The 20,985-nt window shown below is 63.8% G+C and carries 12 protein-coding genes; 6 read left to right on the forward strand and 6 right to left on the reverse strand.

Annotated elements, in window-relative coordinates:
* Positions 1-90 precede the first annotated feature (90 nt).
* Entirely contained in the window at positions 91-585 is a 495-nt protein-coding gene (locus AB7Z56_RS24915; RefSeq protein ID WP_063983612.1) for a hypothetical protein, read from the forward strand.
* 259 nt (positions 586-844) lie between these two features.
* Positions 845-1,468, forward strand: coding sequence for a septal ring lytic transglycosylase RlpA family protein (locus AB7Z56_RS24920; protein WP_354075822.1), 624 nt, complete (start codon positions 845-847; stop codon positions 1,466-1,468).
* A gap of 79 nt (positions 1,469-1,547) precedes the next feature.
* Here AB7Z56_RS24920 and AB7Z56_RS24925 read toward each other — a convergent pair whose 3' ends face one another.
* A complete protein-coding gene (locus tag AB7Z56_RS24925) occupies positions 1,548-2,423 on the reverse strand; it encodes an MBL fold metallo-hydrolase (RefSeq protein WP_063983613.1) in 876 nt (291 codons plus the stop codon).
* 234 nt (positions 2,424-2,657) lie between these two features.
* Between AB7Z56_RS24925 and AB7Z56_RS24930 the strand changes: the two genes are divergently transcribed.
* Positions 2,658-4,892 (forward strand): alkaline phosphatase family protein, encoded by a 2,235-nt coding sequence (locus AB7Z56_RS24930; RefSeq protein WP_231144922.1) that lies wholly within the window; start codon positions 2,658-2,660, stop codon positions 4,890-4,892.
* Between the two features lie 189 nt (positions 4,893-5,081).
* On the opposite strand, the gene AB7Z56_RS24935 is transcribed toward AB7Z56_RS24930, so the two are convergent.
* Positions 5,082-6,704 carry an ABC-F family ATP-binding cassette domain-containing protein gene (locus AB7Z56_RS24935; RefSeq protein ID WP_063983614.1) on the reverse strand — a complete coding sequence of 541 codons (1,623 nt, stop codon included), beginning with the start codon at positions 6,702-6,704 and terminating at the stop codon, positions 5,082-5,084.
* 348 nt (positions 6,705-7,052) lie between these two features.
* Entirely contained in the window at positions 7,053-8,003 is a 951-nt protein-coding gene (locus tag AB7Z56_RS24940; RefSeq protein WP_231145272.1) for an AraC family transcriptional regulator, read from the reverse strand.
* A gap of 236 nt (positions 8,004-8,239) precedes the next feature.
* Between AB7Z56_RS24940 and AB7Z56_RS24945 the strand changes: the two genes are divergently transcribed.
* The 3 genes from AB7Z56_RS24945 (at position 8,240) to AB7Z56_RS24955 (ending at position 12,141) form a co-directional block, all read left to right on the forward strand.
* The gene (locus AB7Z56_RS24945) at positions 8,240-9,916 is read left to right on the forward strand and encodes a winged helix-turn-helix domain-containing tetratricopeptide repeat protein (protein WP_063983616.1); all 1,677 of its coding nucleotides are present in this window, start codon (positions 8,240-8,242) and stop codon (positions 9,914-9,916) included.
* A 59-nt stretch (positions 9,917-9,975) separates the two neighbouring features.
* On the forward strand, positions 9,976-10,935 hold the full coding sequence (locus tag AB7Z56_RS24950) for an MBL fold metallo-hydrolase (protein WP_224581010.1): 960 nt from the start codon (positions 9,976-9,978) through the stop codon (positions 10,933-10,935).
* Between the two features lie 309 nt (positions 10,936-11,244).
* Positions 11,245-12,141 carry a hypothetical protein gene (locus tag AB7Z56_RS24955; RefSeq protein WP_341850557.1) on the forward strand — a complete coding sequence of 299 codons (897 nt, stop codon included), beginning with the start codon at positions 11,245-11,247 and terminating at the stop codon, positions 12,139-12,141.
* A gap of 112 nt (positions 12,142-12,253) precedes the next feature.
* Here AB7Z56_RS24955 and AB7Z56_RS24960 read toward each other — a convergent pair whose 3' ends face one another.
* From AB7Z56_RS24960 to AB7Z56_RS24970, 3 genes are all read right to left on the reverse strand, one after another.
* Complete coding sequence (locus tag AB7Z56_RS24960; protein WP_354131238.1) at positions 12,254-12,958, reverse strand: GrlR family regulatory protein; 705 nt, start codon at positions 12,956-12,958, stop codon at positions 12,254-12,256.
* Between the two features lie 165 nt (positions 12,959-13,123).
* Complete coding sequence (locus AB7Z56_RS24965) at positions 13,124-16,636, reverse strand: autotransporter domain-containing protein (protein ID WP_354131237.1); 3,513 nt, start codon at positions 16,634-16,636, stop codon at positions 13,124-13,126.
* A 258-nt stretch (positions 16,637-16,894) separates the two neighbouring features.
* On the reverse strand, positions 16,895-20,695 hold the full coding sequence (locus AB7Z56_RS24970; protein WP_354131236.1) for an autotransporter outer membrane beta-barrel domain-containing protein: 3,801 nt from the start codon (positions 20,693-20,695) through the stop codon (positions 16,895-16,897).
* Positions 20,696-20,985: the final 290 nt, after the last annotated feature.

Consider the following 20,985-nt stretch of genomic DNA (forward strand, 5'->3'; position numbering starts at 1 on the left):
CAGAGACGTCACACGCAATAAACTCGCCACACTTCAGGACGGGACGTGTTTCCCACCCTCCCGTCCTGCAAGATGAAAGGAGAAGACTCCATGGCCGACAAGACCAGTTTCACCAAGGATGAATGGGCGCTCCTCCTGAGAAGCCCGATGAATGCTGGAATGGCCATTACGGCTGCCGAACCGAGCGGATTGTTTGGCCTTCTGAAGGAATCATTTGCTGGCGGCACCGCGCTCGCCCAGGCGGCCACCGATCCCAATGCCAACCCCTTGGTAAAGGCTGTGGTCGCCGACTTCCAGACGAGCGACGGCCGGGCCGCGGCTCATGACGGGTTGAAGGCGGAGCTCGGCAAGAGCACGCCGGCCGAGATCAAGACCAAGACAATCGCATCGTTGCATGAAGTCACGGCGCTGCTTGCTGCGAAAGCTCCGGATGATGCCGCGGCTTTCAAGGGCTGGCTGCGTCAGATTAGTCAAAAGACGGCTGAGGCTGCATCGGAAGGCGGAGGGTGGTTCGGTGGGGGCGTTCAGGTCAGCGACGCCGAGAAAGCAACCCTCGGCGAAATCTCCAGCGCGCTTGGCATCTGATCTCGGTGGGCCGCACGGCCCACCTCTACGCGCCCTGCACCATTGGTTTGCGGGATGCCAGAGCCGCTGGCTTCCCCAAGGCCAGCGGCTGTTCTTTGCGGCGATGTGCGGGCAGTTGGGCAAATTCTCGTTGCGCGTCGGCTGGGCGCTGACCGAAATGGCAACTCCGCTGCCTTCCACGGCAACGTTGACATATGTCAAAGCCGGCAATTCCTGGAACCGAACTACTCCAACCAGCTGAGGCGCTGGGGGGGCCATCATGAAACGATGGAGCGGTCAACCTGCACTGCTCGCTGCTACCGCGATTGCTGCATCATGCATCGCATTCGATGGTGGAATTGACTCTGCGCATGCGAAGTTCGGTCGAATAACGAAGTCGGCGATTGTCCCTGGCGCAACGCCACTGGAAGTGCATGACCATACCCGCGACGCAAACGGTTCGCCAAACGCCAACGACCTCCCCTCGCTTGCCACGAAATCACCGCGACGGCGTCAGCGCGCAGCAGGGCAAGGCCCGAAAGCTCACGGCGACATTCGGCGAGCAACGCATCGGAAGAGCAACCATCAGCATGCATTTCATAAAAAGCATCCCAGAAGGGAAACCCCACTGTTTGGGCTTGCGAGTTTCTACTCGGAAGACCAGATGACCGCGAGCGGCGAGAGGTTCAACAAGCATGCGCTGCATGCGGCGCATCCGTCCTTGCCTTTCGGAACGCGCCTGCGCGTGACTAATGTCTTGAACAAAAAGTCCGTGATCGTGAGAGTCAACGACCGCGGTCCATTTGTTCATGGACGCATCATCGACGTTACATCGGGTGCGGCCGCAGCCCTTGGAATGATCAAGATCGGCGTGGTCAATGTCACGCTTGAAATCGTTCGATAATGGCCGCCAATTTCATATATCGACGGCGGCCGGGCCGTGATCAATACGGCGGGAAAGGACTGATTTGGGCGTACACGGCCTAGTCCCGCTTGAACCGATAGTCGAACGCCCCATCCAGCGGCTTGATCAGCCCGACCGTCGGAGCCGGAAAATGGATCGGCAGGATCAGCGTGTCGGTGTCCGCAACGGAGGCGAATAACTTTCGTCGCGACACCGCCGACTGCCTGGCATCCCAATCCGGCTTCGCCGACCAGTCCGGCTCGCGGCACTGGATCTGGTGATGCATGAGATCGCCCGCGACCACCGCGCGGCGCCCCTTCGAAAAGATATTCACGCAGCAATGACAAGGTGAGTGCCCCGGCGTCGGCGTCAGCGTGACGGTGTCATCGAGCGCGTAGTCGTCGTCCACCAGCAGCGCCTGCCCGGCCTCGACGATCGGCAGGCAGTTGTCGCGGAAGACGGTGCCGGGCGGGTTGTTGCCTTTGGCATTCTCCGCCTCCCAGGCCGCGTACTCGCCCTTGTGAAAGACGTACTTTGCATTCGGAAACGTCGGCACCCAGCGCCCGTCGCGCAAGGTCGTATTCCAGCCGGTGTGATCGATGTGCAGATGCGTGCAGAAGACGTAGTCGATCTGCTCGAAAGAGATGCCGAGCGCGAACAATTCGTTGCGCCAGCGCACCTTGCCGGGAAAGTCGAACGGCGGCGGATGGCCCTTGTCCTCGCCGGTGCAGGTGTCGACGAGGATGGTGTAGCGCGGCGTGCGCACCACGAAGGTCTGATAGGTGATCACCATCATGCCGCGCGCGGCATCGAACACCTCCGGCTCCATCGTCGGCAGATGACGGGCGAACACGCCCTCGTCATAGGCCGGGAAGAAATCCTGCGGCCGCCGCCACGGCCCTTCCCGCTCGATCACCGCATCGATGGTGATGTCGCCGATCCGCAGTTGCTTCACGCGTCTCCTCCCGCTTTTTCTTCAGCGTAACGAGCGAGTTCGCAGTGCTCAAGGCTCATATGCGCATGTCTGTGCGGCCGGGACCTTGATTTCGGTGTGACGTGACCACAGCCACGCCGCGTTATCTCAACGACGCACACACGTCGCCGAGGCGTCACACGCGCGTCGTGGGCCACGCTCGATAATCCCCGCGTCATTCCAGGTCAAACCCGCGCAGGTTGCGCAGCAAGAAACATGGGGCACCACGTGGACATGAAGGCGCTCTTCTCCCTGATCTCGTCGATATCGCTCGCCGCATCGCTGGCTGGCACCGCAATTCCGGCGCACGCCGATCAGGACGACAACGGCCGCGACCGCGGCTTCGACAATTCCAGGGATCGCGACCACGATCGCGACCATCATCACGGACACCGCTCGCCGCCGGTAGTCGTCATCTCGCTCGACGGTGCAAAGCCCGATTTCATCCAGCAATTTATCGACGAAGGCGTACTGCCGCGCGACGGCGCTCTGGCGCGGCTGAGCCGCCATGGCGCGGTGGCGCAGCAAAACATCACGGCGTCGCCGTCACTTACCGCCGTCTCGCATATCGAGATCGCCACCGGCTCGACCGCCGTCCACAACGACATTCCCTCGAACACCTATCAGGCGATCGTCGGGCCGGTTACGTCGAGCCTCAGCGGTTTCGCCGCGCCGATCGGCGGCTATCGCGAGAGCCCGCTCGGGCCCTCGCCGCGTCCGACGGCATTGCCGCTGTGGGTGCAACTGCGCCAGCAGGGCAGGAAAGTCGTCACTGCGACGTGGCCGGGCGGCGACGGCGCCGACATCTCGATCAACGGCACGGTGGTGCAACCGGCCCAGCCGATCCGCATCACCGACTACACCGTGCCGTTCGGCGCATTCGGCGGTATCGGCGCCCAGGGCTTTTCGCTCACATCGGCGGACTTCGCCGCCGATCCGGCCGTGGCCACGGCCCTCCAGGCGGCTGGCCGCTTCTCGTTCAGCCCGGTGCTGGCAACCTCCGCGCCGATCGAGACGTTCTCATGCGCATCCGCTCCGACCGCAACCTGCACCAACGCGGCTACCCAGGACATCAAATATGCGATCCGGGTAGCGGCGCTCGACACCACCAATGACAGCAGGGTGAACTACGACACGCTTGTGTTCTTCGACGCCACGCGCGGCATTACGGCTGGACCGTTCAAGCCCCCGGCGACCGGACCGGCCTATGCGAAGTTCGGTGGCGAGAACGCGCCGTTCTTCTTCGACGGCAGCGGCGCCAAGGTCGGTGCGGCCTACTTCGTCTCGCAGCTCGCGCCCGATCTCTCGGTGGTGCGCTTCGCCCGTTACGGCGCCAACTTCATTCCGCGCAACGCACCGGTCCTGACCGACGTCGACGACATCAACAACACTATCGGCTTCTGGCGTCCGCAGGCCGACTTCCGCATTCCGGAGCGGCTGAGCCCGGGCTTCACCAATTTCCCGGACATCGAGATCGAGGCGATGTTCGAGGACATGGTCAAGACCTTCGTGCGCTATCAGGCGGATATCGGCGAGCGCGCCATCCTGAACAATCCCGACGCCGATCTCGTGATGGTCTATATCGAGCAGCCCGACGGCTCCGAGCATCAGTTCCTGCTCACCGACCCGCGCCAGGGCACCAACCCGAAGGACCCGAACTCGATCGGGGCCAACCAGGACGCAGCCAAGGTCGCCCGCTACAAGTCCTACATTCGCTTCGCCTATCAGACCGCGGACAAGGCGGTGAAGCGGATCGCCGATGCCGCAGGGCCGGACAGCAACGTCATCGTCGTGTCGGACCACGGCTTTGCGCCGTTCCACACCTCGGTCAGCATGGCCAATATCCTGAAGAACGCCGGCATCGACACCACCAAGGTGGCGATCCGCACCTCCGGTCCGGCGGCCAACATCTACGTCAACCTGCAACAGCGCGAACAGGGTGGCACCGTCGATCCTGCCACCTACAAGTCGCTGGTGACGCAGATCACCGAGGCCGTGAGGAATGCCGTCGATCCCAACCCCAAATTCAACGCTTCGCTCGAGGACGGGCGGCTGTTCACGGTGGTCGAGACCCGCCCGCTACAATGCGAGGCCGGGCTCGGACAGTGCACCAGCAAGACCATCGGTCAGGACTTTGGCGACGTATTCGCGCTGATGGCCCCGGGGTACAATTTCGACGGCATCCAGAGCCCCGGCGTCGCCCGGCTCGGCGATGCTCCGTTCAATGCGGCGACGACCACGCTGTCGATGCCAAACTTCTACGGTGCCCACGGCCACGATCCCAAGCTGCCGGTGATGAGCGCGACCTTCATCGCCGCCGGCCCGCAGATCCGCAACAACACCACGATCCGACGCATGCACAATCTCGACGTCGCGCCGACCATCATGCAGATCCTGGGCGTCAGACCGCACCAGGTCGATGGCGAGGTGCTGCGCGAGATTTTGCGATAGCGATTGAGGGCCACAACGGATGGGTGCTGTACCGCCGCCCATCCCGCTAGTTCATTGCGAGTCTCTCGATTTGGTTGCAGCCCGGATGGAGCGAAGCGCAATCCGGGGCCGGAGCAACTGCATCACGCGACCGCTCGCGTGGAACGAATCCCGGATGGCCCTTCGCTCCATCCGGGCTACGGCTTCCAATTAAGACCGCAACCCCGGCGCTTCCTGCCCGGTGCGCGCGACATATTCGGTGTAGCCGCCGCCGAACTGGTGGATGCCTTCCGGCGTCAGTTCCAGCACGCGGTTCGACAGCGTCGCCAGGAAGTGGCGGTCATGCGAGACGAACAGCATGGTGCCCTCGAAATCCGCCAGCGCCGTGATCAGCATCTCCTTGGTGGCGAGGTCGAGATGGTTGGTCGGCTCGTCCAGCACCAGGAAGTTCGGCGGGTCGAACAGCATCTTGGCCATCACGAGGCGCGCCTTCTCGCCGCCCGACAGTACGCGGCAGCGCTTCTCGACATCGTCGCCGGAGAAGCCGAAACAGCCGGCGAGCGCGCGCAACGACCCCTGCCCCGCGGTCGGAAACTGGTCTTCGAGCGACTGAAACACGGTGCGCTCACCGTCGAGCAGATCCATCGCGTGCTGAGCGAAATAGCCCATCTTGACGCTGCCGCCGACTGCCACCGTGCCCTCGTCCGGCTCGCTCGCACCGGCGATCAGCTTGAGCAGCGTCGACTTGCCGGCGCCGTTGACGCCCATCACGCACCAGCGCTCCCTGCGGCGGATCATGAAATCGAGGCCGTCATAGATGCGCTTGCTGCCGTAACCCTTGTAGACGTTCTTGAGCGCCACGACGTCCTCGCCCGAGCGCGGCGCCGGCGGAAAATCGAATGCCACGGTCTGGCGGCGGCGCGGCGGCTCGACCCGCTCGATCTTGTCGAGCTTCTTCACCCGGCTCTGCACCTGGGCGGCATGAGACGCGCGCGCCTTGAAACGCTCGATGAACTTGATCTCCTTGGCGAGCATGGCCTGCTGGCGCTCGAACTGCGCCTGCTGCTGCTTCTCGTTCTGCGCCCGCTGCTGCTCGTAGAACTCGTAGTCGCCGGTATAGGTCGTGAGCGAGCCGGAATCGATCTCGATCACCTTGGAGATCACGCGGTTGATGAACTCGCGATCATGCGAGGTCATCAGCAGCGTGCCTTCGAAATCGTGCAGGAATTTTTCCAGCCAGATCAGGCTTTCGAGATCGAGATGGTTGCTCGGCTCGTCGAGCAGCATGACGTCGGGGCGCATCAAAAGAATACGCGCCAGCGCCACGCGCATCTTCCAGCCGCCGGAAAGCTTGCCGACATCGCCGTCCATCATCTCCTGGCTGAAGCCGAGGCCGGACAGCGCCTCGCGCGCGCGGCCGTCGAGCGCATAGCCGTCGAGTTCCTCGAACGCGTGCTGCACCTCGCCATAGCGCGCGATGATCTCGTCCATCTGGTCGGCCTTGTCGGGGTCGGCCATCGCGGCCTCGAGCTCGCGCAACTCGGCTGCGACCTCGCTGACGGGACCTGCGCCATCCATCACCTCGGCCACGGCGCTGCGGCCGCTCATCTCGCCGACGTCCTGGTTGAAATAGCCGATCGTGATGCCGCGATCAGTCGAGACCTGCCCCTCGTCGGGCAGTTCCTCACCGGCAATCATCCGGAACAAAGTGGTCTTTCCGGCCCCATTCGGGCCGACGAGCCCGATCTTCTCGCCCTTGTTAAGGGCGGCGGAGGCTTCGATGAACAGGATCTGGTGGCCGGCTTGCTTGCTGACGTTGTCGAGGCGGATCATGGGGTCTTTTTGGGAGGATTTTTTGCGTTGCAGCGTCATAGGCCATGCCGGCCGCCAGGGGAAGCCCGGCCGGGCCCGGATTCCACCCCGCCAGACGCCAGCTTCCTGTAATTCATCCCGACGCGACGCTTCGCGCCCGCTGCCTGCCGTCTCGCTGTCCGCTTCCAGCCGAAGCGCGCTGTGCGAGCGGCAAGGCGTGACGTCCGCCAATGTCCCATATAGCGGACTTGCCGCTACCGCCCGTCAGGCGTCGGCTTGTGACCCATAGCGGTCATGGGACCTTCTTTTGCCCGCCTGCATCCGGGAGCCTTTCTCGCAATGATGCTGTTCCCAGCATAGGCGATGCTGTCAACGTGCACGCCGTCGCCAATTGCTCGGGGTGTCCCCAGTCAGCTTCCTGAAGGCGGCGGCGAACGCGGTCTGGGAAGAATAGCCGAGCGCGACCGCGATCGAGATGACCGACGCGTCGGTGCCGCGCAGCATGTTTTTGGCCTCCTCGAGCCGTTGCTGGCGCCGCCAGGCATGTGGGGAAAGCCCGGTGCTTTCCTTGAAGGCGCGGCAGAAGTGGAATCGCGAAAGACCGGCATCAGAAGCGAGCGCCGCGAGCGATACGTCAGCGTCGATGTCCGAGTGCAGGCGCTCGATGGCGCGGCGCAATACGACCGGTGAGAGGCCGCCCCGCGTCGGCTGGAACGTGGACGGCGCGCCGACATGCGCCGCCAGCAGGCGCGTGGCCAAGAGGTCCATCAGCTGATGCCTGAACAGTGTATCCACGACGACATTGCCCACCACGGCGTCGGTCGCGGTCAGGAGCAATCGGGATGTAATGGGGTCGGGATGCGCCGTTCGCTCCAGCAGATCGGTCGAGGTGGCGCTGTCGACCTCGCCTGCAACCCGCTCGAGCGTGGCGTGCGGAAGATAGAGTTGGATGACATCGACAGGTTTCGGAATATCCCACCGGGAGCTCGATCCTTCGGGGATGATGATCACGACTCCGGGACGAAACGTACCGATCGCAACCGCGCTTCCCATCCGCCGCTCCATGCGCTGCACCGTGCCGTTGTAAGCCATGATGACGTGATGGCTCATGGGCGCGACGACGTCGTGCAGCGGGTCATGCTTCCAGTGGGCGATTCCGGCGCCGGAGGAATCCAAAGCCATTTGAAATGGCGTGGTCCCGAGCACCCGCGCCATTTCTGCACCGGCGGGAGGGCGCTCGGCATGAGCCGGAGTGACTTGGCACGCCTCAGGCGCAAGTGACGCGTCCTCCAGGGAAGCGCGCAAGATATGCTTGTTCATGAACGTATCCTCGCACTCGGGAGGCGATGCAGGTGGTAAGCCTGCCTCGGCTCGGCCAGGTTTGTTGCGTTGTTTGCGAACGTCAGTGCGCGTCGAGTGCAGGCGGGCCAACCATTTCTCGAACCCTCGTTCCCGAAGGGTGAGAAAATGTGTACTGTTTCGAACGGAAAAGACCTTGCAGCCGGCCTGAATTGCGATCGAGTTTTCCTTGGCTTCTTGTCCAGGAAGGATCACAAGTGTCGTTTCTATTCGAAGATTATTGTCTCGATGCCAACCGGCGCGAGCTCAAGCGAGGCTCCGAGCTCATCCCCATCGGACCGAAGGTGTTCGACCTGCTGCTCTTCCTGGTCCGAAACCGGGAACAGGTCGTGACAAGGGACGATCTTCTGAAGGCGGTGTGGGAAGGACGGATCGTGTCCGAATCCACGCTGACCAGCCACGTCAATGCCGTGCGCAAGGCAATCGGGGATACCGGCAAGGAGCAACGCCTGATCCGGACGGTTTCTCGCAGAGGCTTCCGGTTTGTTGGCGAGATCACCGAGGAAGAATTGCCCGCGCGAGCCTCGGTCACAGACCCAGGTACGGATCTTGGCGTTCAACATGTAAAGAACATTCAGGAGCCAATCAGGGCCTTTGAGGTCGATGCGCCGACGGAAACGCGAGAGGCTGCGCCAGTTTTTGCTGCCGAGGCCGGGAGTCCGCCTCCGCTGCCCGACAGGCCTTCCATTGCGGTGCTTCCGTTTCAGAATATGTCTGGCGATGTCGAACAGGAATACTTTGCCGATGGAATGGCCGAGGACATCATCACGGCGCTGTCCCGTTTCAAGGCGCCATTTGTCATCGCCCGAAACTCCAGCTTCACCTACAAGGCGCGCGCTGTCGACGTGAAGCAGGTGGGGCGCGAGCTTGGGGTGCGCTACGTGTTGGAAGGGAGCGTTCGCAAGGCGGCAAACCGAGTGCGCATTACGGGACAACTCGTCGATACCGCTACTGGAGCACATATTTGGGCCGATCGGTTTGATGGCGAGCTCGGCGACATCTTCGATTTGCAGGACCAGGTGACTGAAAGCGTTGTCGGGGCGATCGCGCCTGCGGTGGAGAAAGCTGAGATCGAGCGCGCCAAACGCAAGCCGACCGCTAGTCTCGACGCCTATGCCCACTATTTGCGCGGTCTGGCCCGGCTTCATCAGTTTGGTAACCGGCAAGCGAACGACGAGGCATTGCGTCTGTTCAACCGCGCGATAGAGCTCGACCCGGAATTTGCCACCGCCTACGGTCGCGCAGCCTTTTGCTACCTCATTGCCAGGATCAATGGCTGGATTCCGGACACGGCGAACGCGATTGCCGAAGTGAAGAAGCTCACCCAACGGGCAGTTGAGTTGGGCAAGGATGACGCGAACGCGCTCTCCGCTGGCGGGAATGCGTTAGCGTTTGTTGTTGGGGATCTCGGGGTAGGTGCCGGCTTAGTTGATCGCGCGATCGCGCTTAATTCCAATTTGGCTGAGGCATGGAATTTCGGCGGCTGGGTAAAACTCTGGCTCGGCGAGCCGGAATCGGCGATCGAGCGCTTCGCACGAGCCATTCGCCTGAGCCCACTTGATCCGTGGCTGATGGGCATGCGAGCCGGGACCGCGTATGCACATTTCTTTTTGGACCGCTATGACGAAGCGGCATCATGGGCGGCAATGGCATTGCAGTGCAGCCCGGACTATCGGCCTGGATTACGGATCACCGCCGCAAGCAACGCAATGGCCGGTCGGCCGGAGCAAGCACACAAGGCCGTGGCTCGGCTGCGAGAACTCAGCCCCACGCTGCGCGTTTCCAATCTCAAAGATGTGCTTGGCCCTTATCGACGTGCTGAGGACGTCGCGCGATATGAGGAAGGATTGCGGCAAGCAGGGCTGCCCGAATGACCATCTCGGCCCTGTCGTGAAATTTGCAAGACCGATTTGATAGACTCTGTTTGAACAACATGGGTGTCTTCATGGTTCGGCTTCCGGTTATTTTCTTGCTGGGAATTTTCTGTGCGTCACTGAGCAGTTTGAGCGCTTTCGGACAGAGTTGCGGTACAACGCCGCTCGACGTGCAAATCCTCGGTTCTGGTGGCCCCAGAATGAATCCCACTCGGGCATCGACGAGTTATCTGGTCTGGATCGAGGGGCGCGCAAGAATACTCATCGACATGGGCGGTGGTGCTCAACACCGCTTTGGTGAATCGCAAGCCAAACTCGAAGACTTGTGGATGGTCGGAATAAGCCATCTTCATCCAGATCACGTTTCCGACTTGCCAGCGTTCCTTTGGCTGAGCCACGAGGTCCGCAAGGAACCTCTCAAGGTTTTCGGTCCTACAGGCAACGATGCGGCCCCTGACTTTGCGATTTTCCTCAACAGGCTTTTTGACGAGAAGACTGGCGCATTTCCAGTGCTCGGATCGGCGTTAGGCGGCTCATACGGGGGCAGCGGCGTGCGGCCCGATATGGGGCGCGTTGTGGCGGGTGGCGTTCGACTTGATGTCGGAGTGATTGACGCTGTCAAAAGCGATCCATCCGTGGTTTTGCAGCGCGAGGGAACGACAGTCACGGCACGGAAAATCCCGCATGGAAATATGCCAACCTTGGCCTATCGCGTGCAGACCGGAAATGTGTCGATCGTGTTTAGCTCCGACCAAAACGGCACCGATCCAGGCTTCGTCGAATTCGCAAAGGGCGCGAACCTCCTGATCATGCATCTTGCAATCCCGCCCGGTGCGAATGTTCCCTTGCACGCAACACCGGCAGTCGTCGGACGCGTTGCCCAAGAGGCTGCGGTCAAGCAGCTCATCGTCAGTCATTTCGGTCTGTTTGAACTCGATGCCGCCATCGCTGATTTGCGAACTGCCTACAACGGGCCGCTCATCGTCGGAGCAGACATGCAGTGTACGCCAGTGCTGTGAGACCCACGGTCCTTCGCTGGTTGATGTCCGGTTATGGCCCACAGCGGACCTGCCGCTGCCACCCGTCAGGCGTCAGCCTGTGCCCCCTTGGTTGACTTTGGTCAGTGTGTTTCCCGCACCGGCAACTGCCCCCTTGAGCAAAACCAGCTGTGGCTCTTCCACCGGTTGTTGAAAATCGCGGGAGCAACCAATTTACGGATTGTTAGTAGATTCCATCATAAATGGTTCAAGAAGATAACAACAACCATACCGGGTTCCATTGCCCGACCAAATCCATGAATGCATCTGCTTTCCTGATCGCGACGGCCTTTGGCCGCAGCATTCCTTGCTGTGGAGTACAAGTGGTACTACCAGCCCGACATGTTCAATCCGGATGTCGTGCTCAGCATCTTCTCTAACGAGCACATGAAAGCTCGCGCAGCAGTTCGGCGCGTGCTGATCGATCCGGACTCGGCCAAATTCAGCGCATTGCGTTCAGTCGAGGCCGACGCGGCGCGATATGTTTGCGGCGCCGTCAACGCCAGAGACAAATCCGGCCAATCCATCGATGCCGCTTTCGTCTACACTGTGGCCGTTGACTTTGCCCGCATCGACGACGACGGCCGGATCACGCAGCTGCGCTCGGGATTTCGGCCTTGCCCCACTGAAAATGACAAGGTCGCGCAGCAGAAGCCTGCTCTTTCGCCTGGCATGCTGTCCGTTGCGCAAACCGTTCAGAAGGTTGCTCCGCAGGCCGGCACCTCAACTGTGTCAGGTCTGACGACGCGTGCACCTGCGGCAGGCGCAACGGCGTCCGGCGGGACCATGGAGCAGCAGCTCCGCGAGCTGGGCGCACGGACTGTCCCGCCTCAATCGGCCAATGGAGCCCAGGCAAACTTGCCGGGAGAGCGTGGGACCGGCAAGGAGAGTGAGTGGCGAGCCGATCAGCCTCCCGTCGCATGGCCCAAATTCCCTCCGGATCACCCTTTGGCGAGGTCAACCCGGAAACGGAGCCCCTCCGAAGCACTCGCCTTGGCGAAAGGCGTCGAGGAACGCTGGAACCAAGCCAAGTCGTCCGGCAACGTCGCGATGCGTCCCTCGTCGGACGAAATCAAAGAGGCGTGTCGCGCCTTGCTTGCGATCGATCCGACAGATAGCGAATATCGAAAAGCCTGGGCAACTTTCGTGCACCTGCAAGACATCGACCGCGATGTTGCGATGAAATGAAGCGGGAGTGGTAAGAACTGGCCTTCGCGCCTCTGCCCAAGGACGACATTCGTCCAGACCACTTCGATGTCACTTTTGGCGCGAGCCGACGCGGCTACTATGAGTGCACGTCCTAGGCCCGCCGCATCAGCTTGAGCGAGGCTGCAAGGCGCAGGCTGCGCTTGCCGGCGAGCGCGATGCCTTCGAGCTCGCCGCTATCCGCCATGCAGGTTCCGGAGAAGCCGATCCCGACTTCATAGCCGCCAAACACGGGATTTTCGCCCTTCGCCGGCGTGTGCTCCTGGTTCAGCATCTCGCCCTTCCAGCGGCCGTCCGCCGAGGAATAGGAGCCGAGATAGTAGAAGAACGCATCGCCGCCGAGGATGCGGCCGTCGATCAGAAGCATCACGCCCGATAATCCGGCATCGACACCGTCAAGCGCGCGCAGGCTCATCCCATAGAGTCCGTTGGCGATGCCGCCCGGACCGACCGCACCACTCGGAGGCAGCCCCTCGTCGTCGAGCCGGGTGAGATTGGCCCAGAATTTTGCGCCCGGCATGGTGTCCGCGCCACCCTCGAGACGGATCTGGTTGCCGTGCAGCCGCCCGCGCGCACCGATCGAGGCGATATCGGCTCCCATCAGCGGCTTGTAATTGGGATCCTCGTTGTGCCGTTCGGTGATCACCTCGGCGACGATCTCGCCGTCGCGCTCGTCATAGGTTCCAAGGTGCGCGAAGGCCGAATTGCCGCCCAGCATCTTACCGTCATGCAGGCACATGATGCTGCGGCCGAACGCATCGTTGACGCCGTATTCAACCTTGTAGAGTCCATCCAGCAACGTCTTGAGCCCACAAAATCAAAAAAAGAATCGCGGGCTACCTAGGCCGTGATCCCATAAATCGGCCGATCGGTCGGCTTGCCAGAGTCCGCTATGCCCCCGATAGCTACCAAATTCCGCAGCACAGCGAAATGATGCGAAGGGCCAAAACCGGAAATCGTCAACTTACCAGGAATACCGCACCACGCCCTTGCCGGCGTAGCTGGTGGTGAGTTGAGAGAACTCGCCTTCGAAAGTGCCGGCGGCGGACCAGCCGTTCAGCCATTTCTTCTCGACGGAAGCAGTGACGAGCGCGGAGTCGCTGGCTTGCGCGGCGCCGCCAACGACAAAGGATGCGCCCGGCAGCGTCTGGAACGTCGCACCGATAGTGCGGCCGGGGTTAAAATCGTGCGCCCATGCCAGGCGACCGCGCAAAGTGAGGATGCCGTCCGGCATCGCATATGATTTGTCGCTGCGAAGGCCGAGTTCGCTGCGCGTATCGGTGACACTCTTCGAAGCGTAGGCGAGCGCGAACGTGTTGACGCCGGTTACCGCCTGCTCGGCATAGGCCGGCAGATCGAAGGTGGTGAACTGTCCTGCTACGTAGGGCGTGATGCCGATGCCGCCCATCCACGGGCTGACAAAGCGATAGCCGCCTTCGACGCGACCCGAGAAGGCATTGGCGTTGAACTGCGCGCGCAACTGGTCGATGCCGGTCACCGTCACGGTGCGGTTGGTGGTGATGTCCTGCCAGCCATAGGCCAGTGCGCCGGAGAGATACGCCGCACCGGCATTGTGCCGGATGAAGGCGCCGGCCTGGAACAGATCAGATCGGCCAGAGCCGCTATTGACGACGCTGAAGTTCGTACCACCGCCGGCCAGCGCAAAGCCTGCCAGCGTATTCGGCGAGATACGGTAATCGGCGCCGACCGCGGTGCCTGCGATGCGGCTGGTCGTGTTGTTGGAGCCGAGTGTCGTGTTGCCGTCGGTGGTCTGCGCGCCGCCATAGCCCGCCGCCCACACGCTCCAGCGCTGCGCGAACGGATCGGCCATGACGACCGCCTTAGTGAACATCGCATTGGCGTCCCGCGCCGCACCGGAGCGTGGCATGTCCGGTGAGGCGTAGGCCGATGCGCCCGCCGATGACCCCGCTGAAACGCCATCGCCGCGGCCGTCGATGAAGGGATCGGTCAGCAATCCCATGAACTGGTTCATCGCGTTGAAGGTCGTCTGCTGCGAGCCGGTCGCGGTCTCGCCGGAGATCTGGGTCAGTCCCGCCGGCGTCAGCCCGCCGAACGCCAGCGGAATACTGCCGTTGGAGTTGAAGAAATTGACGATCGGGTCGGCGATGTTCCGTTGGTTGTTGTTGAGACCCGTCCCGGGCGGCGGCACGAAACTGAGAACGAGATTGAGATACGCATTGTTGGCGTCATAGCTCAGGCTCGACGCGAAGCCACCCGGCAAGTTGGTGTTGACGATCGAGCCGAACGTGCTGGTGCCGATACCGCCGGCGGCGTTGAGAATGGTGTATTGCTTTGCGACATAGGCCCCGGCTGCGAAAGATGCCTTGACGGTGGCGCCGCCGAACGTCGCCACGCCGGTGACGTTGGTGCGGTCGGCCGCCGAAGGCGACACCTCGACCATGTAGCTCGATGCGGCCGTCAACACGAGATTGCCCTGCACGGTCAACGTACCGATCGAATTGCCGGGCGCCAGCGTGCCGCCATTGATGGTCGTGTTGCCGACCGTGCCGTTGCCGCCGAGCGTACCGCCGGCATTCACCGTCACCGCGCTGGCCGTGCTCGTGCCGTTGACCGAGAGCAGGCCGCTGTTGACCGTGGTCGCGCCTGTGAAGGTGTTGGTGCCCGTCACATTGGTCGCGCCGCTATTCACCGTCAGCGTCATGCCGCCGCCGAGGCTGTTCAGCGTGCCGCCGCTTGAGGTCACTGCGCCGGTCAACGCGCCGTTGGCCAACGTGCCGCCCGATAGCGAAACGATATTGATCGTTTGTGCCAGCAAACCGAGATCGAGCGTGCCGCCGGTGTTGATTGTCGTCGCGCTCGTAGCGCTGAATGTGTTCGCCGCAGCGCCCCTTAGCGTGCCGGCATTGATCGTCGTAGCTCCAGTATAAGTGTTGGCGCCAGAAAAGCTGAGCGTGCCGATGCCGCTCTTGGTAATGGCGCTCGATCCACCGGTGCCGCCGAGGCCGTCCGAGGCCGCGGCGCCGCCGGAACCGTTCTGATCGGCGATGGCGTCCGACACCGTGTAGCTGCCGCTGCCACCGAAGGTCAGCGTCGAGCCCTGCACGAAGAGGCCCGTGCCTAAGGCCGAGCCCGCACCGCCGCCATTGGAGCCGGTGCCGCCGGCTACGCTGCCGCCCGAGGTCGAGCCGTTGCCGTTGATGGTGAGCGAGCCGCCCTTGACCACGAACACCGCCCCGCCCATGCCGCCGCCGCCGCCGTTCCCGCCACTGGCGCCGTCGCCGCCACCAAAGCCACCCGCCCCAACGGTCCCGCCGCCTCCGCCGCCACCGCCAAACCCACCCGCGCCGCCGCCGCCACCGCCGCCGCCGCCAAAGCCGCCCGCACCGCCGCCACCGCCGCCGCCGCCACCGAAGCCACCGGCGCCGCCAGGGCCGCTGAAACCACCGCCGCCGCCGCCGAAACCACCGCCGCCGCCGCCGTTCAAGCCGGTGCCGCCGCCGCCGCCGAAACCACCCGCCCCGCCGGTCGAGCCGGAACTGCTTGCGCCGCCGAAGCCGCCACCCCCGCCCGCATTTCCGATACCGCCGCCGCCGCCGCCATTGGCACCACCGGTGGTGCCACCACCAAATCCGGCGCCGCCGGCGCCGTTGAGGCCGGCTATCGACAGGAGGCCCGCGGTGCCGTTCGTGCCGTTTCCGCCGGCGCCGCTATAGCCGCCGCCGCCGGCAGCGGCAACGGAACCGCCGAAAATGCCGCCGCCGCCGGGGCCGCCGCCGCCGAAGATGCCGCCGCCGCCGCTGCCGCCGCCGCTGCCACCGAGGCCGCCGCCGCCGCGAAACGTGTTGGTTGTTGCGTTGCCGCCCTTCGCGTTGTTGTTGGCGAAGCTGACATTGCTCAGCGTCACGTCGGCCGACTGGTTGACGAACAGCGCGCCGCCCGCCCCCATGCCGCCGCCGGCGCCGTTGCCGCCGCCCTGGGCGAGGCCCGCGGACAGGATGACGTTGCTGATCGCCACCTGAGGGCGGTCCGCGATGATCGAGCCCGCCACCCCCGCGCTGGTCTGCGTCGCGGTGTCAACGCCGACCATAAAGATGCGCTGCGAATTGTTGCCGCTGATGGTGAACCCGTTGCCGTTGATGGTCACCGAGTTGAAGATCGGCGACAGCGGCCCTGACAGCGTGACATTGGTCTGCAGGTTGATGATGAAGCCGCCGGGGGGCGTGGAAGCATTGATCTGCGCGAGCGCGGCGCTAAGCGTGCCGGCGCCGCCAGTCGAGCCCCCCGAGGTGGTGCCGGTGTCGTTGGCGACCGTGACGTTGATCACCGTCTGGGCCTGCGCTCCGGTCGCGAGCGCGCCGAGCAAGACGCCGGCGAACAGCGCCGCGCGCGTCATCGCCGCGCGCATGGTCGCCGCAAAGCGGCTAATCGATCGCTTGCGCCCAACAACGGCCGCGCCGGTTTCCAGCGCGCCTTCAGACGCTACAAAATAAGACAACCCAAACCTCCCCGCAGCCCAAATAGCGACCGTTGAAATTCCATTGCGCCGTTGCGGCGCCGGTCGCGCATGGACCCGTTAAGCGGGGCTCTGTGGAATCAGGTTTAGCGGGGGAACATCGCGGAGTCCGACCAATATCGGCATCCAACAAAGCGCGCCGCCGTATTTGGCCGACTGCGTCACTAATATCACAGGAGGAACGCGGATATCGACATCACCAGATGGCTTTGGAGAGGCGTCGTTCGGGAAGCCGCCACCTCACCACGCATACCGCACGACGCCCTTGCCGGCGTAGCTCTTGGTGAGCTGAGAGAACTCGCCTTCGAAAGTGGCGGCGGCGGACCAGCCGTTCAGCCATTTCTTTTCGGCAGAAGCGGTGACGAGCGCGGAGTCGCTGGCTTGCGCGGCGCCGCCAACGACAAAGGATGCGCCCGGCAGCGTCTGGAACGTCGCGCCGATATTGCGGCCGGGGTTGAAATCATGCGCCCATGCCAGGCGACCGCGCAGCGTGAAGATTCCGTCCGGCATCGCATATGATTTGTCGCTGCGAAGGCCGAGTTCGCTGCGCGTATCGGTGACACTCTTTGATGCGTAGGCCAGCGCAAAGGTGTTGACGCCGGATACCGCCTGCTCGGCATAGGCCGGCAGGTCGAAGGTGGTGAACTGGCCTGCTGCGTAGGGCGTGATGCCGATGCCGCCCATCCACGGGCTGACAAAGCGATAGCCGCCTTCGACGCGACCCGAGAAGGCATTGGCGTTGAACTGCGCGCGCAATTGGTCGATGCCGGCCACCGTCACGGTGCGGTTGGTGGTGATGTCCTGCCAGCCATAGGCCAGCGCGCCGGAGAGATACGCCGCACCCGCATTGTGCCGGACGAAGGCGCCGGCCTGGAACATATCGGATCGGCCAGAGCCGCCATTGACGGTGCTGAAGGTCGTACCACCGCCCGCCAGCGCAAAGCCTGCCAGCGTATTCGGCGAGATACGGTAATCGGCGCCGACCGCGATGCCTGCGATGCGGCTGGTCGTGTTGTTGGAGCCGAGTGTCGTGTTGCCGTCCGTGGTCTGCGAGCCGCCATAGCCCGCCGCCCACACGCTCCAGCGCTGCGCGAACGGATCGGCCATGACGGGCGCCTTGGTGAACATCGCATTGGCGTCCCGCGCCGCACCGGAGCGCGACCTGTCCGGCGAGGCATAGGCCGATGCGCCCGCCGATGATCCCGCTGAAACGCCATCGCCGCGACCGTCGATGAAGGGATCGGTCAGCAATCCCATAAACTGGTTCATCGCGTTGAAGGTCGTCTGCTGCGAGCCGGTCGCGGTCTCGCCGGAGGTTTGCGACAGCGCGGCTGAAAGATTGCTGCCGGTGAGACCAAACAGCGCGACAAAGCCCGGCGGCAGCGCGCCGCCATTGTTGAAGAAGTTGTTGAGCGTGGATGCGACGGTCTGCGGATTGCCCGGCAGCGAGGTGCCGGCGCCGAGCGAGGCCGTGAGGTTCAGCAACACATCGGACAGCGTGTAGCTCAGGCCGGCATTAAAATTCGGCAGCCCGCTCACGCCACCGAAACTGGTGCCGCCGAGGCCGCCGGCCGCCGACAGGATGGTGTAGTTCTTGCTGACATAGCTGCCCGGCTGGAAGACCGTTTGCACGGTGGCGCCAGTGAGCGTTGCGGCGCCTGTGACATTGGTGCGGTCGGCCGATGCCGAGACCTCGACGCGGTAGAGGCCGCCGGTGCTGAACGCCAGATTGCCGCCGACCGTCAGCGTGCCGATCGAATTGCCGGGCGCGAGCACGCCGCCGCCGTTGATGGTGGTATTGCCGACGGTGCCGTTGCCGCCGAGCGTGCCACCGGCATTGACCGTCACCGCCGAATTGGCGATGGAGCCGTTGACCGCCAGCGTGCCGCCATTGACCGTGGTCGCCCCGCTATAGGTGTTGGTCGCGGTCAGGATGGTGGTGCCGTTCTCCACCGTCACCGACCCCGCGCCGGAAATGACCGGGGCGAAGTTGTAGTTCGAGGCGGTGTGGTTGAAGACGATGCTGCCGGTGCCTGCCCCGAACGCGACCGAGGGCGTGGTCAGCGTGCCCGGCGCGGTCGCGGCCTGGCCGGAGGCGGCGCCGATATTGAGCGTGCCGGTCGAGCCGGCAAAAGCGGCGATCTGCATGCCCGAAGCCGTCGAGACGGTGCCGCCATTGGCGATCGTCAGCATGCCGGTGCCTAAATAGCCGACAAAGAGGTTGAAGGAATTGGTCCAGGTCGAGCCGGCGCCATCAACCGTCGCGGTGCCGGTCGAGCCGCCATTGTAGCCGAGGAAGCCGTTGCCGACGTTGCTCACCGCGCCGCCGTTCTGGATCGTCAGCGTGCCGGTGCCGCGAAAGCCGACAACGAGGCCGGAATTGGTCCACGACGACCCGGCGCCATCAACCGTCACGGTGCCGGTCGAGCCGGCATTGAAGCCGAGATGGCCGATGGTGGCGTTGCTCACCGCGCCGCCGTTCCGGATCGTCAGCGTGCCGGCGCCGGAATCGCCGACATAGAGCGCGCCGGAACTCCAGGACGAGCCGGCTCCGTCCACCGTTACGGTACCGGTCGAGCCGGCATTGTTGCCGAGATCGCCGATGACGTTGCTCACCGTGCCGCCGTTCCGGATCGTCAGCGTGCCGGCGCCGGAATTGCCGACAACGAGGTTGCCGGAATTGGTCCAGGCCGAGCCGGCACCATCAACCGTCGCGGTGCCGGTCGAGCCGGCAAGGGAGCCGAGAAAGCCGACGGCGTTGCTCACCGCGCCGCCGTTCTGGATCGTCAGCGTGCCGGTGCCGGAATTGCCAACTTTGAGGTCGCCGGAATTGGTCCAGGTCGAGCCGGCGCCGTCAACCGTCGCGGTGCCCGTCGAGCCGGCATTGAAGCCGAGATAGCCGAACCCGGCGTTGCTCATCGTGCCGCCGTTCCGGATCGTCAGCGTGCCGGCGCCAGAATTGCCGACATAGAGCCCGCTGGAACTCCAGGACGAGCCGGCGCCATCGACCGTCATGGTGCCGGTCGAACCGGCATTGGCGCCAAGGATGCCGATGACGTTGCTCCCCGCGCCGCCGTTCCGGATCGTCAGCGTGCCGGTGCCGAAACTGCCAACAACGAGGTCGCCGGAATTGGTCCAGGACGAGCCGGCGCCATCCACCGTTACGGTGCCGGTCGAGCCGCCATTGACGCCGAGATGGCCGGTGACGTTGCTCACCGCGCCGCCGTTCTGGATCGTCAGCGTGCCGGTGTCGTCAAAGCCGACAATGAGGCTGGAACTGGTCCAGGCCGAGCCGGCGCCATCAACCGTCGCGGTGCCGGTCGAGGCGCCGCCGAGATAGCCGGTGCCGGCGTTGCTCACCGTGCCGCCGTTCCGGATCGTCAGCGTGCCGGTGCCGGAATTGCCGACAACGAGGTTGCCGGAATTGGTCCAGGCCGAGCCGGCGCCATCAACCGTCGCGGTGCCGGTCGAGCCGGCAAAGGCGCCGAGATAGCCGGTGGCGCTGCTCACAGCGCCGCCGTTCTGGATCGTCAGCGTGCCGGTGCCGGCTTGGCCGACAATGAACAAGCCGGAATTGGTCCAGGCCGAGCCGGCGCCATCAACCGTCGCGGTGCCGGTCGAGCCGGCAAAGAGGCCGAGATAGCCGAGACCGCTGCTCACCGTGCCGCCGTTCTGGATCGTCAGCGTGCCGGTGTCTGAATAGCCAACAATGACAGTGTTCGCTTGCGCGCCGGTCGCTCCGACCACTGTGGCATTGGGCGCGACGGTGTCGATCTTCGCGGTGCCCGCGCTGGTTGGAACGCCGGCCGACCAGTTGGTGGCGGTGAACCAGTCGGTTGAGGTTCCGCCGGTCCAGTCGGTGGCGCGCGATGGCGTCGATGTCGCCAGGACCAGTCCGAGCGCCACCATGGAGCTGGTGCCCAGCAGGCGGCGGGACAACGCGGCCAAGGTCAGCGCCGCAAAGCGGCTAATCGATCGCTTGCGCGCAACAACGGCCGCGCCGGCTTCCAGCGCGCCTTCAGACGCTACAAAATAAGACAACCCAAATCTCCCCGCAGCCCAGAGAGCGACGTTTGAAATTCCGTTGCGCCGTTGCGGCGCCCGTCGCGCATGGACCCGTTAAGCGGGGCTCTGCGGTATCAGGTTTAGCGGGGGAACATCGCGGTGTCCGACTAATATCGGTCTTCCGACAAAGTGCGCGCCGTATCTGGCCGATTGCGTCATTAATATCACAGGAGGAACGCGGACAGGATATGAACGTCACCAGTTGGCTTAAGAGGCGAGGTCCGTTGCGGGTCATTCGCGACCAGGTCGAACCAGTTAGCGGCGCC

Source organism: Bradyrhizobium sp. 482_C4_N1_8 (assembly GCF_052075965.1).
Taxonomy (GTDB): Bacteria; Pseudomonadota; Alphaproteobacteria; order Rhizobiales; family Xanthobacteraceae; genus Bradyrhizobium; species Bradyrhizobium barranii.

Bases quoted from the DNA above. Each gene is read 5' to 3' on its own strand.
- AB7Z56_RS24915 (WP_063983612.1), top strand. From the start codon at position 91: ATGGCCGACAAGACCAGTTTCACCAAGGATGAATGGGCGCTCCTCCTG.
- AB7Z56_RS24920 (WP_354075822.1), top strand. From the start codon at position 845: ATGAAACGATGGAGCGGTCAACCTGCACTGCTCGCTGCTACCGCGATT.
- AB7Z56_RS24930 (WP_231144922.1), top strand. From the start codon at position 2,658: ATGGGGCACCACGTGGACATGAAGGCGCTCTTCTCCCTGATCTCGTCG.
- AB7Z56_RS24935 (WP_063983614.1), bottom strand. From the start codon at position 6,704: ATGATCCGCCTCGACAACGTCAGCAAGCAAGCCGGCCACCAGATCCTG.
- AB7Z56_RS24940 (WP_231145272.1), bottom strand. From the start codon at position 8,003: ATGAACAAGCATATCTTGCGCGCTTCCCTGGAGGACGCGTCACTTGCG.
- AB7Z56_RS24950 (WP_224581010.1), top strand. From the start codon at position 9,976: ATGGGTGTCTTCATGGTTCGGCTTCCGGTTATTTTCTTGCTGGGAATT.